Below are 18093 nucleotides of genomic sequence, written 5' to 3'. Positions count from 1 at the left end.
TCAGTGCTTTTTATACTTGGAATATTCGGATGTTTTAATAAATCTTAGTTAACAATTGCTGTTGCAGCTTTAAAAGCTCCGTATCGTTTGGTAGCAGGGGCAGAAGCTGGGAGAGCACAGACATGGCTTCTGCATATTGGCCGCTTTGTATCATGGTTTTCAGCGCTGCTTTCATCTGGATGGACAGCTGGTCAAATTCAGCGCTGTCTGCAGGGGCCGGAAGAGCTGTTTCGTTTTTTAAAAGACGCAGAATCTCCCTGACAACGCCTGTCATTTGCGGATAAATCTGAAGTACTTGACGGAATAGGCGGATTGTTTCGGCCAAATTTCCGTGCTTCCAATTATCTAAGGCGTCTAAAACGGCAAGCGCCATTCGGCAATCTGCCGGCAGGAGATACAGTGAGGCATCCTCAAACATTGCATTGTGATATTGAGCCTGGTAAAAGCTTCGTATACATTCTGCATATTCTTCAAGAGTTTGCAACAATTGTTCCTTCATTAAGAAGCCTCTGGAAAGGTCTTTTTCCAAAATAAGCTTCTTAAGCCACAAGCCCTGAAGGGGATATTCGGTAAAAAGAGAACCAAGGGTTTCCCATAAATGCCCATTTTCTTCGTATGGTGTTTCGCTTACAATTGCACAAATGTATGTTTTCCAGGAATCCAGATCTATTCTTTTTAGCAGCGGGGTCAGATCCGTTTTTTTTCTCAGGGCTATTTCTATAAGCTGCTTTTGCAGATAGGGGTGGTTGATTTCTTTTAGGCAGCGGCGGAAGATGAAAAGTTTTGTTTCCGACTCGTTATTCGTATTCTGTTCTTCATAAAGCAGCCTTTGAAATAGGAGATAGGATGAGTCATAGGGGAGCTTTGCCAAAAGTACAGTTAGATAAGGAGCATAAGTTTCTTTCCACTGATCCAGAAGTGGATAGTAGTTATGGATACGGTATTCATCTTCCCATGGCAGAAGTCCAAGAAAATATTCGGCATTTTTCAAATTTTTAAGTTCTAGCTCAGCTCTGGCACAGTTTAATCTTATTGGATAGAGCCATTCCGGATACATTACCTTGTCTTTGCTTACAGTTCCGATTTGCTGGGTGAGCCAGAGCTCTGGATGTTGTTCCATATGGGTCAGAAGACTTTCAAACTCAATACCATATTCTGACAATTTTTGACAATTCTTCCATTCATTATAGATTCCAAGAAGGAATTCCAACAAAAGCAGGCGTACCAATTCGCAGGGAGATTCTTCGTCCAGAATCTGAAGCGCTTCCCGTTCCGCCTGTATATAATCTTCTTTTTTATATAAAACTTCAACGACAACTACCTGGAGCCAACTTCTAAGCCGGTCTTCTTCTTTTAAACATACGCTGCGCCCTTTGCGGCAGAGGTCTTCTGCCTGATCCCACTGTTCTTGCGTACAATATTCCTGTGCGAGCTGAACATAGTTTTTCGTATGGTTCGGCTGCTTTTCTATCTCTTTCAATAGAAGAGGAATGTTTCGTAAAGCCTTGCTGCCTCTTTTTTCTGCTGTATTTTTGATATATCCGTAATGATGAACATAGGATTGGAAGAGTTTACAGGGCAGAAGGTATGGTCTTAGTTCCTCATGGATGGAACCCTCAAAATACAGTCCGGAATGCCTGCGGGCCATTCTGTATACAACAGCATCCACATGCCTGGAGCCTTCCTGATTCAAATAGTTGCGTTGAACATAAGCGGCAAAATTATAATGCTGATATTCGCCACTTCGAAAGAATTCACAGATTTCTGTCACATCATCAAACCATTCATCATCGTCCAGATAAAGGAACCATTCACCCTTTGCATGTTTAAGTCCCGTATTCCGGGCTGCTGAAAAATTGTCACACCAGGTAAAGGAGATAATTTGGTTCGTATAACGTTGCGCCACTTGTCTGATGCGTATGTCTGTCCCGGTAAAAACTATAATAAGCTCAGCCGGGACCTGTAGAAGAAGTGGTTTCAAAGAATCCAAACACCGCTCTAAAGTAGAGATTCTGTTGGAAGCCAGAAGCGAAATCGTAAGTGGCAGTTTCATAAAGATATGCTCCTTTTCTTGTATTTGAAATAGAATATCACAAATCCCATCCTTATTGGCGAATTGTGAATGCTTTGATTTTCCTGTTTGCACAAAAAAATACCGGCCCAAAGGACCGGCATTTTTTGTTGTTTATTCAGCTTACTGCAACAACTGCAGAACTCCCTGAGGAACCTGATTAGCCTGAGCGAGCATAGCCTGAGAAGCCTGAACCAGAATGTTATTCTTGGTGTAAGCCATCATCTCTTTTGCCATGTCTACATCACGGATACGGCTCTCGGCAGCGGTGATATTCTCATTCTGAACACCCAGGTTATTGATGGTGTGATCCAGACGATTCTGAAGAGCACCGAAATCGGAACGCATGGAAGAAATGTTGTCAATTGCATCATTTATCTTTGCGATTGAATCCATAGCGTTTTGAGCAGTGTCAACCTTAACATCGGATTTAAGGTCTATTGCATTAGAACCATCGCCCTTGCTTATACTACTACTTGACATTGCAGCAAGTGTAACTGTTAATTGGTTGTCAGTTGTTCCCTCTTCACCAACGTGAAGTATGATTGAATCCACATCTCTGTTAAACAACTTAGTACCATTAAAGTTTGCTGTCTTACCAATTCGATCAATTTCGTCATTCAATGCATCGATTTCCTTCTGCATCTCAGCACGGTTTGCAGTAGAATAGGTTCCATTTGCAGACTGGGTAGCCAGAGCAACCATACGGTTCAGCATGGAGTGAACTTCTGTCAGAGCACCTTCTGCTGTCTGTACCAGAGATACACCGTCTTCTGCGTTTTTCTGAGCGGTCTCAAGACCGGTAATCTGAGCTCTCATCTTCTCGGAAATAGCCAGACCAGCGGCATCATCGCCAGCACGGTTAATCTTGTAACCGGAGGACAATTTCTCCAGGTTCTTTCCTACGGAAGAATTGTTATTGCTCAAGTTTCTGTGTGCATTTAATGCAGTAATATTGTGCTGAATTCTCATATTTTTTTCCTCCTTGATAATTACAGGGAACATCCTTTTCCCAATAAAGTTATTATTCGGATGTCCGGGAAGTGCTGTATGGATTGCCGGCTATTGTCCAATGAAGTACACTTAAATGGAATAATGATCTTGCACTTCAATTACAGGAAATATATAAAAAAAGAACCGAATGCTCCGCTTACTTATAATTTCTTAACGAACGAAGTCCAACAGCCTCGAAGGGGCACGTATTAGCGGGTACCCATAGAGTATACCCTACGGGCACACCGTAATACATGCCCCTTCGGGGCAGGTGGACTTCGTCCAATAAGGTATAAAAATAAAACATGACATTAAAAGTATTCTGTCCAATTATATATTTCATGTTAGGACAGAGTTTCTTCTTTTATAATGTATTTTCAAATACGGCAGATAAAAGGAGGACTTTATGAAGAAAAATGTATATGGCTATGTACGTGTATCCACCAGAGAGCAGAATGTGGAGCGTCAACTGATTGCGCTGGAGAAAATCGGAGTTCCACAGGCAAAGATATTCATAGATCGGCAAAGCGGCAAAGATTTCAGAAGGCCGGCATATCAAAAAATGGTAAAAAAATTGAAAGCCGGCGACATAGTAGTGACAAAAAGCATCGACCGCCTTGGACGAAATTATGAAGAAATCAAGGAGCAATGGCGGATATTGACAAAAGAAATCGGTGCAGATATCATTATTCAGGATATGCCTCTGTTAGACACAACCAAAAGCCGGGATCTTTTGGGAAGCTTTATTAGTGATGTAGTGCTTCAGCTTCTTTCTTTTGTGGCAGAAAATGAACGAAACAATATCCGTATCAGGCAGGCTGAAGGGATCGAGGCTGCCAAACGGCGCGGCGTAAGGTTTGGAAAGCCCGCCATTCCTGTACCGGAGAATTTTTCGGAGCTCTATCTAAGATGGGAACAAGGGAGTATTACCATAAATGAATTCGCACAGCTTTGCAATATGGGAAGAAGCACCATATACAAGCGGATCGGGGAATACAAAAAAAATTAAAAAAATTTTTGAAAAACTATTAAGTTATTTCATTATCGCTCGATAATGTATATGAAAAGTAGTTTTCAGGGTGTCCATTTAAGTGTACTTTGTTGGACAATAGCCGGCAGTCCATGCAGCACTTTCCGGACATCCAAATAATAACTTTACGGGGAAAAGGATGTTCCCTGCAATTATCAAGGAGGAAAAAATATGAGAATTCAGCACAATATTACTGCATTAAATGCACACAGAAACTTAACCAACAACAACTCTTCCGTAGGTAAGAACCTGGAGAAATTATCCTCTGGTTACAAGATTAACCGTGCTGGCGATGATGCCGCTGGTCTGGCTATTTCCGAGAAGATGAGAGCTCAGATTACCGGTCTTGAGGCTGCTCAGAAGAACGCAGAAGACGGCGTATCTCTGGTACAGACCGCTGAGGGTGCTTTGACAGAGGTTCACTCCATGCTTAACCGTATGGTTTCCCTGGCTACCCAGTCCGCAAATGGAACATACTCCAGCACCAACCGAGTTGAGATGCAGAAAGAGATTACAGCTTTGAAGTCTGAGATCAACAGAATCGGCAAGAGTGCTAACTTCAATGGTATGGCATTATTTGATGATGAGAAGCTTGCTAATCTTGATCCGGCTAATCAGATTGTTCTTCATGTAGGAGAGACTTCTCAGGATTATAACAGCCTTGCAGTAACTCTGGAGGGAATGAATACTACTATTTTAAGTATTGATGATCTGAGCGTTGAGGATGCTGCATCCGCAAAAGAGGCTATTGATCTTGCAAATGCAGCTATTGATCAGATTTCCTCTATGCGTTCCGATTTCGGTGCTCTTCAGAACCGTCTGGATCATACTATCAACAACCTGGGTGTTCAGAACGAGAACATTTCTGCTGCTGAGAGCCGTATCCGTGACGTAGACATGGCAAAAGAGATGATGGCTTACACCAAGAATAACATTCTGGTTCAGGCTTCTCAGGCTATGCTGGCTCAGGCTAATCAGGTTCCTCAGGGAGTTCTGCAGTTACTGCAGTAAGCTGAATATACGGCGGAATAAAGCATATCTATGTTGTATGTTTTCTGCCTTCGAAAAAAGCGTCGGTTTTATGACCGGCGCTTTTTTATCATAAAAATATTTAATATAGTAAAGAAATGATAGGAGTATGAATATGAAGCTTCCACTTACAATCTCGCTTTTAGCATCCAATCGAACTGCTTCTTTAGAGCGCTGCTTGGATTCCTTAAAGCCTCTTTTGCAAAAAGTACCGGCGGAACTGATTATAGTCTTTACCGGAACGGAGGAACGTGTCCGCCAGGCAGCCGCACGTTATACGGAGCAGATAGTTCCCTTTACCTGGTGTGATGATTTTTCGGCTGCCCGGAACGAGGGACTTAAAAGGGCAAAAGGAGAGTGGTTTCTTTATCTGGATGATGATGAATGGTTTGATGACGTAACGGAGATATGTGAGTTTTTCCAAAGCGGAGAATATAAAAACTACAATTCAGCCAGTTATATTCAGCGCAACTATCTGGATTGGAATGGAGCACAATATTCGGATGTTACGGCCTGTCGTATGGCAAGGCGAACTGAGAACTTGTCCTTTCAAAATCCGATTCATGAAGTTTTGCTTCCTTTTGATGGGCCGTGCAAGATGTTTCATTCCTATGTACATCATTATGGTTATCTTAAGGAGACAGTTTCTAAAAGGGATGGTAAGGGAGAGCGGAATATTCCCCTATTACTGAAAGATATAAAAGAGCGGCCGGATTATACCAGAAATTATACACAGCTTACACAGGAGTATTTCGTAACCCAAAGATGGGACGAGGCGGTGGAAACCTGCCGTCAGGGTCTTAAGGTTTGCGGGAAAATGGAGACTAAATATCGGGATTGGCTACAGTCCTATCTAATTGAGAGTCTCTATAAAAAGGGCGATTATGAACAGACAGAGAAAGAAGCTCTTTTGATTTTGGAGAATGAAAGTCCCTGCGAACTGCTTCAGTTAGTTTTCTATCCGATACTCATAGCTATCTGTGAACAAAAAGGTGATTATGTGAAAGCCTTGAAATATGGAGAGAAATTTGAAGGCTTATTAAACTATATGGAGCAGCATCCGCAACTATGGACGGAACAGCGGTTGGGACTGGTAAACAAGGACAAGGTTATGAATCCGGACTGGCTCTATCCTGCCCGTCTGAATTGTGTCATGGCAGCACTGGAATTATCTGATCGTGAAAAAGCGAAATACTTTCTGCAGCTTCTCCCCTGGGATAAGGAATACATGATTGAGCAGTATTATCCGCTGCTGGATCAATGGAAAGAAACATATGCTGATTTATTGCCGGAGCTGCTGGCCTCTCTTCTTTATGATTCCCAGTATCTTTTAATGCAGCGCCTGCTCTTGGAAGGGGATCCGTTCCTGTTCCGCCGCTGTCTGAAAGAGATTGAGCATCCCTATCTGCTGCAGCAGCTTGTAAAAAAAGCATGCCAAAGCAAGAGCGACCTTTCCCTGCTTCTTAACCGTATGGATCTGGATTCCTGGAAAAAATGTATTTTCGGAGTTATAAACGGGACGCCTTACACGGACATGCGGTTTTTATGGGAGGCCCAGGAAACTCTTTTTGCGGACTATCTTCTTCAGGGACTGTGGTTCAAAAAGCTTCTTTTAGAGAAGGAGCTTACCCGGGGCTTTCCCATGAAAGAGGCTCTATTGGAGACCCTTGAAGAATACGCCCAATGCGTTCGTGCTTTTTACAAGGAACAATATCAAGAATTTATGTTCCGGGAAGACTGTTTTTATCTTCTTCCATCAGACTGCCGCCTTTCATTTGTGATATTGGAAGCCCTGGATTTTTGGAGACAGGGACAGATGGCGGAAACCATCCGGTCCCTGCGTACAGCCCTTCAAATAGAGCCTCGGATGACCGGCGTAATCCGAGAAGTAATTCGGATTTTAAATTATGAGACAGCGCATCCGGCTCCGGCGGCAGGAGCCGAATTTGAGCAGCTTGCCTCACAGATGAAAGCAGCTCTGCGGACTATGGCAGACAATAAACAATATTCGGAAGCCGAGCAGGTGCTTGCCCAGTTAATCCCTCTTTTGCCTGACGATATGGAGCTTTTAAAGCTCCAACAGAGGTTGATGGCGGAAATGAAGGACTAAAAAGAACCATTGCTTTTCCTGCGGTGATGCTTTAAAATGAGAGTGATATAAAAACCGGAGGACTGGCAATATGAATACCTTAGCCATTGTTATGATTGTAAAAAATGAGGAAAAAAGCCTGGAGCGCTGCCTTAAGCAGGCGGCGGGACTGGCCGATAAATTATATATTACAGATACGGGCTCCACAGACCGAACCAGGGAAATTGCCGCTGCTTATGGAGCAGTGGTGACGGAATATGTCTGGAATCAGGATTTTGCGGCAGCCCGTAATTTTGCCCTGGCTCAGTCTGATTGTGATTGGAATCTGGTGCTGGATGCAGATGAATATCTGATAAAAGGGAGCCGGAAAGATCTGGAAGGATTTTTGAAGCATCCGAACCGAATCGGTGCCGTAGAGCGGAAGGATTACTATCAGGAGGAGCTGCCAGGAGGGAGACAAGAGACAGCTTATGCCCATTCCTATACGTCACGTCTGCTTCCCCGGGGCGTGAGATATGAAGGGAGGATTCATGAGCAGGTAGATTCAAAGCTTCCTGTTTATCCCGTTCCCTTATTATTTGAGCATGATGGGTATCTGCGTCCGGGGAAGGCGGAGCGAAACCTGGCTATTCTTTTGGAGGAATTAAAGGAAGCGCCGGAAGATTCGTATTTCCTGTATCAGACAGCGGAAACTTTGCGGGGATTGAAACGGTATAAGGAAGCCTGCGGATATTATGAGAGGTTTTATAAGCATGTACCGGGGCAGGGAGCCGGGTATCGTGCAAACGGCATTATCAATTATCTCTACGCATTGATTGAAACAAAAGCCTGGGATACTGCTCTTGGAATTGTAGAAAAAGAAGCGAGGAATCTGAGCGCTTATGCTGATTTCCATTTTGCCTGCGGTATTCTTTTCATGCAGGCGGTTCTGGCGGATACCAGGAAATATGTTTCTTATCTGCCACGTATTGAGCAGTCGTATCTGCGATGCCTTGAGATTGGAGAGGTTCCGGCTAATCAGGGAGTGGGCGGTACCGGTTCTTTCCGTGCGGCTTATAATCTGGGCACATGGTATGAGGTGGCAGGGGATTTGGGCAAAGCACGGAAGTATTATCAAAAGGCTGCAGGAGAGAAGTATCAGCCTGCTATGGAACGGCTGGCCTTACTAGCGAAGTAGGGCGAAAATATGTACAGATTAAGGAAAGGAACACATATGAACATCGCATTAATCCTGGCGGGGGGTGTAGATCCCAGCTTCCGGATGGATATTCCAAAGCAGTTTGTGATTGTGGAAAACCGTCCGGTAATTGTATATACTCTGCAAGTGTTCCAGAATCATCCGGAGATTGACATGATTCTGGTGTCCTGCCTGTCCGGATGGCAGGAAATGGTGAAAGCTTACGGAAAGCAGTTTAATATAACGAAGCTTGAGAAGATAGTGGAAGGCGGCCCGGACGGTCAGGAATCCATTCGAAGAGGCGTGGCATGGCTGACGGAGCATTGCGGTTCGGATGACGTGGTGGTGATTCATGATGCTATCCGTCCGCTTGTAACGGATGACTTGATCACAGACAGTATCCGTACCTGCAGAAAGAAGGGGATGGGAGTTGCGGCAGTCCGTTCTATGGATACGGTGATGCTGACTACGGACGGGCAGAGCGGAAAGGAAAGTATATCCAGATATCATATTCGAAGAATCCAGACTCCTCAGTCTTACCGCCTGGATTATCTGGATCGGGTGCACAAGGAAGCCATTGAGAAAAAGGTTCTTCGATGCGTAGATAACAACAGTATGCTGGCACGGCTTGGAGAGACCATCTATTTTTCAAAAGGATCTGATTTTAATATTAAGCTGAACGCAGTGGAGGATGTGGAAATGTTCAAGGCTCTGTACCATATGATGCAGGCCTGAGGGAAATGTAGCAATCAAGGAGCAGGTTTATGAAAAATATTGCATTGATTATTGCAGGAGGGTCCGGGCAGCGGATGCATCAGGATATTCCGAAGCAGTTTTTAAACGTATATGATAAGCCGGTGATTATTTACACCTTGGAGGCATTTCAGAAACATCCATGCATAGACGGAATCGTAGTGGTTTGTGTGGAGGGATGGAATGAGATCTTGGAAGCTTATTGCAGGCAGTTCGGAATTACGAAGCTGGAAAGCATTGTATTAGGCGGTGCCAATGGGCAGGAATCCATTCGAAAAGGGATTATGAATGTTGCTTCTCGTCATCAAAAAGAAGATTTGATCTTGATTCATGATGCTATCCGGCCTATGGTATCAGAAGAAATTATTTCTGACTGCATCAGGGTTGCCGGCAGATACGGGAACGCCATATCCGTTATTCAGTGTACATCAGCAATGCTGTGTACGGAGGATGGAGAGACTTCCAGGAGCCAGATTGCCCGTGACAATCTGAAGATTACACAGACGCCTCAGTGTGCTTCGGTGGGAACATTGACAGAGATCCATGAGGAAGCTCTGCAGCGGGGAATTACGAATTCCGTAGCTACCTGTACGCTGCTCATTGAGCTGGGACATGAGCTTCATTTTTCTCTTGGCTCTGAGAAGAATATTAAGCTGACTTCTGTGGAGGATTTGGAGATATTTGAGGCATTGCTTCATTCACGGAAGGCAGAATGGATTAAATAGTATAGCAAAACAGAAAGGAAATGGAATATGAGCCGCACTACAAGAAAGCAGCTGCTTTCTATGACAGATACATTGATTAAGGCAAATAAGGCATTGAAAATTAATCTGCCCAAAGCCTTTAAAAAGAAGGAAGCGCTTATTCAGCTTCTGTCGGATTGCCAGGACAGCGCTATTTCCATTGGGGAAAATATGGAGAAGCTGTATGGAGACGGGACGGAAACCGTGGCAGAGCTGGAGGCTTACTGTGAAAGTCTTTATCAGATGACGCTGGCTTTGGAGAATCCGGGGCAGGCAAAGGAGCAGCTGCAGACATTGACAAGGCAGCTTCTTCAAATCCGCCGCCTGATTGAAAAGGAGGTTCCGGATCGCTTGGAAGCAGTTTTTCTGCCTTATAAAGCATCTATGTGGGATTCGCTGGAGAGTATTTGGATGGCGGCCAGGGAGGATCCGGATTGTGATACCTATGTGATACCTATTCCTTACTATGATAAAAATCCGGACGGAACTTTTCGTGAAGAGCATTACGAAGGAAAGCTGTTTCCTGATGAGGTACCGATCACCCGATATGATGAATATGACTTTGGAATTCGGATGCCCGATGTGATTTTTATTCATAATCCATATGATAAAGGGAATTATGTTACCTCAGTACATCCGTATTTTTATTCTAAAAATCTGAAAAATTTTACTGAAAAGCTGGTTTATGTACCTTATTTTGTCCTAAACGGTGAGGGGATTGACGATCTCTACTCTACACCCACGGCCGTACTGTATGCAGATTATGTCATTGCACAGACAGAGAAAGAGCGGCAGGACTATATCCGGCACTGCAGTGCTTTGTATCCGGAGGGGAATTTTGAAAAGAAGGTTCTTGCGCTTGGTTCGCCCAAGCTGGACAAGGCACGTGCCGTAAACAGGGACAATGTGACAGTTCCAAAAGAATGGCTGAAGCGGATAGAGGGAAGAAAAGTAATTCTTTATAATACGAGTTTAAACGGTTTTCTCAAAGACAGTGAAAAGTATCTGATAAAAATGCGGGATGTTTTTACGCTTTTTCAGAAGAGAGAAGATGCCGTACTGCTTTGGCGGCCCCATCCTTTGATGGAGAGTACGCTTCTGTCCATGAGGTTGGAATTGTATGAACGATATATTGAATTGAAGGAGTGGTTTTTGAAGGAAGATATCGGGATTTATGACGATACTGCGGATATGTATCCGGCTATTGGGCTTAGTGATGCTTACTATGGGGATTGGAGTTCTCTGGTATGGCTGTATCGGGAGACGGGGAAGCCGGTGATGATACAGGATGTGGAAGTAAGGATAGATGAGAAAGAAGGATAGGGTTCGCATTTTGTTTTTATGGATGTCAATGAACTATAGGCAGTCTGAGATTTAGTCTAAGGCTGCCTTTTGGTGTATAGATTTTGCTTAATGGATTCCAGCTTTAACCTATACTTATTTTTTTGAGCTAAATAGCCGATAATAAATAATATATATAGAATTTAATTCCTTTGGAGACTTAATAAAATGGAGATGATGAAGATGGGCGGGAATTTTAAGAAATTGATAACATTTGCATTATCTGCGGTTATGGCTATAGGATTATCCGTGACAACTTATGCAAGTGAACCAGAGTCAATGCAAATAGCTGGAGATGATAAGATTCAGGTTGTTTTGCCGACAGACGCCATAGGGATTTTTGATTTTATATTAGATCCTCAGGAACTGATTAATAAGACAAATGCGTCCGCCTATGACGGGCAGATTTTTGAGGAAGGAGCTACGCTTTTTTTTAAACGATCAGATAGTGAAGCTCTGGTCGATTACAGCAGCACCAGTGATGCAGTGACCATTACGAACAACGGGTCTGTACCCATAGATGTTGTTATAACGGCAGGCATTACTGTCTTAGCAAAAGATGGATTTGCAATGACGGATGACAGAGAATTTACTGATGATACGAGGGCAAGCCTTTATCTGGCATTGATAGATGGAGAAACAGAAGTTCCTATTATGGGGGCAAAAGAAGAGGCAGCGAGCTTGACTATAACGATTCCGCCATCCTCAGAGGAAGAAGATAACGAATATTCATTTCGACTCACTGGTGCAGCAAATAAAGAGGGTGATTGGTCCAGGATGAAGGACATTTCATTTGAGGTAGCGGTTACCTGGATAGTAGTTCCGCAAGAAGAGATAATTCCTGAAGAAGAAATGATTCCAGAGAGCGGAGAAATGGGTTTGCCAGATATGCAGGGGGCAGAGAACATTCCTGTGGAAGATCCTGGTGAGAAAATAGTGCGGAAGATACTGCCAGTTGTAACAGACAGCAATGCGGCACCAGATAAAGAAGAAAGCAATTCTCTGCCTATGGATATAACATCTGATAGCCCAACAGAGAAAAACGAATCAGCAGTGGAAGAAAAACAACCCGTTGGGGGAGAAGCAAAAGCAGAGGATGCTTCAACAATAGAAAATAGTTCAGAGGATATTGCCCCATAAGTTTATGGGGCATATGTTTTTTCTTTACATGCGGCCATACCCATAGCTAGCAGTAACCACATGAAAGGTGTCACAATAGGCACATCCAGATTGATGCTTGACTGGAATACATAGCAGATTACAGCAAGCAGAATTGCCGGAATGTAAGGATTTTTTTTACGATTTTTCATTAGATGCCAAAAAGAGGTTCCAAGAAAGGTTAAATAAGTAATCAAACCTGTCAGGCCAATAGTCACCAAATATTGCAGGAAGGAATTGTGTGCATTATCTAAATTAGTATTTCCAAAAACATTGTATACATCAAATACAATTGTTTTATTTACCAGACACCCATAGGTATCCGGACCATAGCCAAACAGCTTATGAAGGAGGGGAAGTCTCTTATACATCCATAGGGATTTGCTCCAGATATATCCTCTGCTAGTTCCCCATCTATCATTAAAGAGCAGATACTGTCCAAAGGAACCATATCGTTCTGCATTCCCTCTTATGTTCGCATCGAAGAAGACAACACAGACAGCAAGTATGAACAAGAGGATTAAAACTCCCCATATATGTACCAGAGTAATATTCTTTCCAACAGAAAAGGAGGTATTCTTTCCCAGCTTTCTATCATAGATCCAGAATATGATTACAAGGATCCATAGGAGGGGAGCCAGCCGAAGGGTTTGGCAAAAGCCTGCTATTATGGTAAATAAACTGTCTGTTCCAATTATTATACTGGGATACAGCTTATTAATTATAGCAATAAACTGGATTATAGTAAAAAAAGTTGCAGTAATAATCAAATATTTTTTAATCCCTTCCCTGTTTGTGAACAGAATAAATGGAAGAAACACAAAGACAGCTGCAATACTTAAATAAGCATTGTCACTGCGCCCCATTAAGATTGCAGTGAAAGATATTACTAGGCACAAGTAATACCAGAGCTGTTTTAACGGCTTTTTTTCTAGAGCAAACATAGCGGATGAAAGCCCTATGACAATGCCGACATAGGCTGTGTAAGTATTGATATTGCCTATAGTGGAGGTGTAGCTAGCCATTGCTATGACTGCATCTGACGTTTTTCTGAAATGCATAATATCCATACGAAAATAATCTGTAATGCCAAATAGACACAGGAGCATGCTAACTGCTAAAAATAGCTCCAAAAAATTTCCGTTAAATTTCCAGAAATGGCTGATAATAATATAAGAAGCAACATATAAAGTAAGAAGCAGAAAGCCGGAGAAACGTCCCTGATCTCCCCAGAAAGCCTCATGAAGATAATCTGATTGCAGAGTAGAAATGCCTGTTGCCAGCCAGAACGCAAGAACAGCAGCATCTGTAGCGCAAAAGGTCTTTTTCCAATTTCTGGGATGCAGCCGCAACAAAAAGTCATTGGTATTCTGCCCCTCAAACTTTTTCAAGTCTATGTACACCATGCCCAGAACCAGAAAAGGAATGGCGGCCAGCAGAAGGAGAATACAGAAACGATAGCACTGATATTTTGTCTCTAAAATATCATAATAGGAATTATGGAATATCAAAGGAAACACAGTTACCAGGATAAGGATAGCAATGCTGACAGCATCATTCATAATAGAAGAACATTTTTTTGAAAACTCACGACAGCTTTCCCTTCCTGTATCATTTTTGCTTTCGGTCATTGTAGTCATTGGGAAACATCCTTATTTCAAGTTATAGTTGCCTTTCTAAGGCACTGTGATTAGTATAACATTGTGCTCCGAAATCTGCAAGCTATTGGAAATAAAAACAAGCTTTGTAAGGTGGATGATTCTTTGAAAAGTGTAAACATACTGCTCAAAAAAGAAAAGCCTCAAAAATACTGTAAATACAGTACTTTCAAGGCTTTTGGCTAGTAGCGAGGAAGGGACTTGAACCCCCGACACTGCGGGTATGAACCGCATGCTCTAGCCAGCTGAGCTACCTCGCCGTAATGGGACCTATAGGGCTCGAACCTATGACCCTCTGCTTGTAAGGCAGATGCTCTCCCAGCTGAGCTAAGATCCCATTTGTACAAGCCGCTATCGCTGACCTGCTTTGCTATTATACTATTGTTTGGTAAAGAAAGTCAAGTCTTTTTTGAACTTTTTAATTACTTTTTTGCGAAAGTCTTACATATTTTTACATTTATTTTTAAAATACAGTAATAGTGAAAAAAATCAATGTTTTATTTGCGACAAATACCTTGATATAGTATAATGAATCCCTATAATACATGCCCTTTCAGGGCGGGTGGACTTCGTACGTAAGATATGAGAGGAAAGAGATAAGAGATGACAATTTTTACGGTGTTTTTTCAGATGCTGGCGCTTTTGCTTATGATTGGTGCGGGATATTTTATTACTAAACAGGGGATGCTGGACGAGCATACCAATAAGCAGATGTCCAAGCTGCTGGTGGATGTTTTTAATCCTCTGTTGATTGCAGCCAGTGCTGCTAACTCAGTGGGGCTTATCTCGCAGGCTGCAATGCGGACAGTTGGTTTGATTGCAGCAGGCATGTTTGCGATTTTTATTTTTGCTGGAATGTTGCTGGTTCCTGTCTTTGAACGGGATCGAGAGCAGCAGAAAATCTTTCAACTGATGTTTGTTTTTTCCAATCTGGGTTTTATTGGGATCCCGGTTGTTTCCAGTATTGTTGGAGCGGAATATGTGGTCTATGTTACGGAATTCATACTTATTTATACAATTTTGCTTTATACCTATGGGGTGGCGTTGCTGAGCAGAAGGTTTTCTTTGTCCTCTTTAAAAGAAATGATTAATCCGGGAACAGTACTTGGCGTGGCAGCTATGGTGATTATCATTTGGGAAATACAGATTCCGGACTTTCTTAAAACGGCAGCAACTTATCTGGGAAATGTTACATCGCCTATGGCTTTGGCTGCGATTGGCTTTAATCTGGCTCATTCAGATCTGAAGAAAACCTTTGGCCAGGTGCGTTTGTATCTGTTTGCCATTGTAAAGCTTTTAATTCTTCCTCTTTTGCTGCTTCCTCTTCTGCGGTTAATAACAAATGATCTGCCTTTGATTTCAGTTTGCATGGTGATGTTCGGGATGCCGGTGGGCAATATTCCTGTGATGCTGGGAATGGACAAGGGTATTGACGTGTCTACAGGCAGTGCTGCAATTATTCTCACAACGGTTCTCTGCGTTTTCACAATTCCTATACTGATGTTTGCAGTTACATATTAACCCTCATGCCCCATTGATGCGCCGCTATAAATGAAGATCAGAAGCGGCGCATCAATGGGGCATTCCTGCTGAGTTTAAATTATTCAGGGTAAATCAGCCTGTCTTCTTTGATTCCATATAATACCTCATCCAGATACCGCTTGGCCAGCCAGTTCGCCATAGGCAGGTTCATATCCAGATAGTTTCCGCAGTCCTTGGCGCAGGCGCCGGGCACTTCTCCGGCAAAGTCACGGATAAACTCCCACATTTCTACCATCAAAGGAACAATGTCTTTGGACTCGTAATCTCCGGTAAGAAGCAGATAGAAGCCGGTGCGGCAGCCCATGGGTCCAAAGTAAATGGTTTTGGAACCGAAGTCCTTGTGATTTCGCAGGAATGTGGCCCCCAGATGCTCAATGGTGTGGATCTCGGCCGTATTCATTACCGGTTCCTCGTTGGGATTGGTCAGCCGCAGGTCAAAAGTGGTAATTACGGCATTTCCCGCAGGGTCTTTTCTTGATACATAAACGCCTGGTTTAAGCTTGTTGTGGTCAATGGTAAAGCTTGTGATTTTTTCCATAATTTTCATCCTTTCCTAAGTAGCAATATTCGGAAGCTTTCAAAAATTCTACTTAAAGGCTTCTTTCTCATAACAAAAAGTTTACCACATTTGTAATAAAACAGAAAGTAAAAAATGAATCTATCCGGTGGTTGACGATAACCATCAAATAGTGCTATGATGGTTATGCAGGTTTTTTCAAACCAAATTTATGCAAAAAAGGATGTGAAGAGTCCGTGGACGGGCGAAGTCGAAGGTGCAGCTTAAGACGGAACAGAATATGGATAGACATGGACTCTTCTCGTCCTGTGATCTGATAGATGGCGGTGCTGTAGGCTTGTCAAGGGGCCATTATTTTCAGCAGCGGGAATAGGGAGGATAAATCTGACATTCACAGGTCCGGCTGTGTATTGCCTGACAGGACTGTGAATGATTTTGCCATGTCCATCCGTAAGAATGGAGGAGATTGACATGGCAATAGGAAATTTTGACTGGGGACTGCTGACAGAGCTTTTGGAGAGCAGACAGTTCCGAAAGCTTCGGGAAACCATGGCTGAGATGAATGAGGTAGATATTGCGGAGTTCATTGAAGAGCTGGAGCTGGAAAAGAAAGTACTGGTGTACCGGATGCTGCCAAAAGAATTGGCAGCGGATGTGTTTTCTTTTCTGGAGGTGGAAGATCAGGAGCACATTATCAACAGTATTACTGACTATGAGCTGAGAAAGATTGTTGAAGATTTGTATGTGGATGACGCAGTGGATATGCTGGAGGAGCTGCCGGCTATTGTTGTAAAGCGTGTCCTTAAAAATGCGGCGCCGGATACCAGGGCGCTTATCAACCAGTTTCTGCAGTATCCGGAGAACAGTGCCGGAAGCATTATGACAGCCGAATATATTGGCCTTAAGCGGAATATGACCGTAGAGCAGGCATTTGCCTATATTCGGGAAAACGGCGTGGATAAGGAGACTATTTATACTTGCTTTGTGACGGACAGCAAGCGCCGGCTGCAGGGTGTTGTCACGGTAAAGGATTTGCTGATGAATCCTTACCATACCATTATTAAGGATATTATGGATGAGAATATCATCTATGCAGTGACCACAGAGGATCAGGAGGAGGTTGTGGAGACTTTCAATAAGTATGATCTTTTGTGTCTGCCGGTGGTGGATCATGAGTACCGTCTGGTGGGAATTGTCACCGTAGACGATGTGGTAGAGGTTATGGAGCAGGAGGCTACGGAGGACTTTGAGAAGATGGCGGCCATGCTGCCATCGGAGAAGCCATATTTGAAGACGGGTGTCCTGGAACTGGCACGGAATCGAATTCCCTGGCTGCTGCTGTTGATGTTCACTTCCCTGCTGACAGGAGCAATTCTTATGAACTATGAGAATGCGCTTCAGGTAGTTCCGCTGCTGGTGAGTTTTGTGCCCATGCTGATGGATACCAGCGGCAATTGTGGAAATCAGAGCAGTACTATGGTAATACGCGGAATGGCAGTAGGAGATATTGAACTGCGGGATGTGCCAAAGGTGGTTTGGAAGGAATTCAGGGTAGGGATTCTCTGCGGCATGGTGTTGGCAGTGGCTAATTTTGTGCGTTTGGTGATTCAGTATCCGGGTCAGATTACAATGAGTCTGGTGGTTGTGGTGTCCCTGGTTCTGACTGTGATTTTGGCAAAGACTATTGGCTGCACCTTACCTATGCTGGCAAAAAAGATGAAGTTGGATCCGGCGATTATGGCGGCGCCATTGATTACAACGATTGTAGATGCCTGCAGTCTGATGATTTATTTTCGGATTGCATGTGTCTTGCTAAAGATATAAAAAGCGGTATCCCCTGTACAGGGAGACCAGCTATGAAAAGTCAAGTGTTTTAAGGAATATTTTCTGTTGGACGGTAAAGTCGCAAAGGCACACGAGAGGAACTTTCATGAGTGTCTTTTCGAATGAAAGTTTCTCTCATTACAGGTGTGCCGAAGTGACTTTACCCTT

The 18093-nt window shown here is 43.3% G+C and carries 14 protein-coding genes and 2 tRNA genes; 10 read left to right on the top strand and 6 right to left on the bottom strand.

The features are described from left to right. Nucleotides 1–34: 34 nt before the first annotated feature. Together VSQ61_RS02245 and VSQ61_RS02240 are read right to left on the bottom strand one after the other, a co-directional pair. On the bottom strand, nt 35–2053 hold the full coding sequence (locus VSQ61_RS02245) for a glycosyltransferase (protein ID WP_334342802.1): 2019 nt from the start codon (nt 2051–2053) through the stop codon (nt 35–37). Nucleotides 2054–2194: 141 nt separating this feature from the next. Continuing rightward, nucleotides 2195–3043, bottom strand: coding sequence for a flagellin N-terminal helical domain-containing protein (locus tag VSQ61_RS02240; RefSeq protein ID WP_334342801.1), 849 nt, complete (start codon nt 3041–3043; stop codon nt 2195–2197). Nucleotides 3044–3470: 427 nt separating this feature from the next. Between VSQ61_RS02240 and VSQ61_RS02235 the strand changes: the two genes are divergently transcribed. The 8 genes from VSQ61_RS02235 (at nt 3471) to VSQ61_RS02200 (ending at nt 12366) form a co-directional block, all read left to right on the top strand. Continuing rightward, nucleotides 3471–4073 carry a recombinase family protein gene (locus VSQ61_RS02235; protein WP_334342800.1) on the top strand — a complete coding sequence of 201 codons (603 nt, stop codon included), beginning with the start codon at nt 3471–3473 and terminating at the stop codon, nt 4071–4073. A 192-nt stretch (nt 4074–4265) separates the two neighbouring features. Further along, a complete protein-coding gene (locus VSQ61_RS02230; RefSeq protein ID WP_334342799.1) occupies nt 4266–5105 on the top strand; it encodes a flagellin N-terminal helical domain-containing protein in 840 nt (279 codons plus the stop codon). Nucleotides 5106–5238: 133 nt separating this feature from the next. Then, a complete protein-coding gene (locus VSQ61_RS02225) occupies nt 5239–7233 on the top strand; it encodes a glycosyltransferase (RefSeq protein WP_334342798.1) in 1995 nt (664 codons plus the stop codon). Between the two features lie 70 nt (nt 7234–7303). Further along, nucleotides 7304–8389: a glycosyltransferase gene (locus tag VSQ61_RS02220; RefSeq protein WP_334342797.1), complete on the top strand. Its 1086-nt coding sequence runs from the start codon at nt 7304–7306 to the stop codon at nt 8387–8389. 36 nt (nt 8390–8425) lie between these two features. Further along, nucleotides 8426–9124 (top strand): IspD/TarI family cytidylyltransferase, encoded by a 699-nt coding sequence (locus tag VSQ61_RS02215; protein ID WP_334342796.1) that lies wholly within the window; start codon nt 8426–8428, stop codon nt 9122–9124. A gap of 29 nt (nt 9125–9153) precedes the next feature. Next, complete coding sequence (locus VSQ61_RS02210; protein WP_334342795.1) at nt 9154–9867, top strand: IspD/TarI family cytidylyltransferase; 714 nt, start codon at nt 9154–9156, stop codon at nt 9865–9867. Between the two features lie 27 nt (nt 9868–9894). Beyond that, nucleotides 9895–11208, top strand: a complete 1314-nt coding sequence (locus VSQ61_RS02205) for a CDP-glycerol glycerophosphotransferase family protein (RefSeq protein WP_334342794.1) — start codon at nt 9895–9897, stop codon at nt 11206–11208. A 186-nt stretch (nt 11209–11394) separates the two neighbouring features. Beyond that, nucleotides 11395–12366 carry a hypothetical protein gene (locus VSQ61_RS02200; RefSeq protein WP_334342793.1) on the top strand — a complete coding sequence of 324 codons (972 nt, stop codon included), beginning with the start codon at nt 11395–11397 and terminating at the stop codon, nt 12364–12366. 2 nt (nt 12367–12368) lie between these two features. Here the strand turns inward: VSQ61_RS02200 and VSQ61_RS02195 are convergent, their stop codons facing one another. The 3 genes from VSQ61_RS02195 to VSQ61_RS02185 all read right to left on the bottom strand — a co-directional run bounded on the left by VSQ61_RS02195 (nt 12369) and on the right by VSQ61_RS02185 (nt 14379). Continuing rightward, a complete protein-coding gene (locus VSQ61_RS02195) occupies nt 12369–14024 on the bottom strand; it encodes an O-antigen ligase family protein (protein ID WP_334342792.1) in 1656 nt (551 codons plus the stop codon). 204 nt (nt 14025–14228) lie between these two features. After that, nucleotides 14229–14302: transfer RNA gene (locus tag VSQ61_RS02190), tRNA-Met, on the bottom strand. A gap of 4 nt (nt 14303–14306) precedes the next feature. Next, a tRNA-Val gene (locus tag VSQ61_RS02185) sits at nt 14307–14379 on the bottom strand. 266 nt (nt 14380–14645) lie between these two features. Here VSQ61_RS02185 and VSQ61_RS02180 point away from each other — a divergent pair. Further along, nucleotides 14646–15563, top strand: coding sequence for an AEC family transporter (locus tag VSQ61_RS02180; protein ID WP_334342791.1), 918 nt, complete (start codon nt 14646–14648; stop codon nt 15561–15563). Between the two features lie 79 nt (nt 15564–15642). On the opposite strand, the gene VSQ61_RS02175 is transcribed toward VSQ61_RS02180, so the two are convergent. Beyond that, the gene (locus VSQ61_RS02175) at nt 15643–16122 is read right to left on the bottom strand and encodes an S-ribosylhomocysteine lyase (protein WP_334342790.1); all 480 of its coding nucleotides are present in this window, start codon (nt 16120–16122) and stop codon (nt 15643–15645) included. A gap of 450 nt (nt 16123–16572) precedes the next feature. On the opposite strand from VSQ61_RS02175, the gene mgtE reads away from it, so the two are divergent. Next, entirely contained in the window at nt 16573–17925 is a 1353-nt protein-coding gene (gene mgtE, locus VSQ61_RS02170; RefSeq protein WP_334342789.1) for a magnesium transporter, read from the top strand. Nucleotides 17926–18093 lie beyond the last annotated feature (168 nt).

The organism is Candidatus Merdisoma sp. JLR.KK006 (genome assembly GCF_036941035.1).
GTDB lineage: Bacteria > Bacillota > Clostridia > Lachnospirales > Lachnospiraceae > Laedolimicola.
This window is presented reverse-complemented; position numbering and strand designations above follow the sequence as displayed.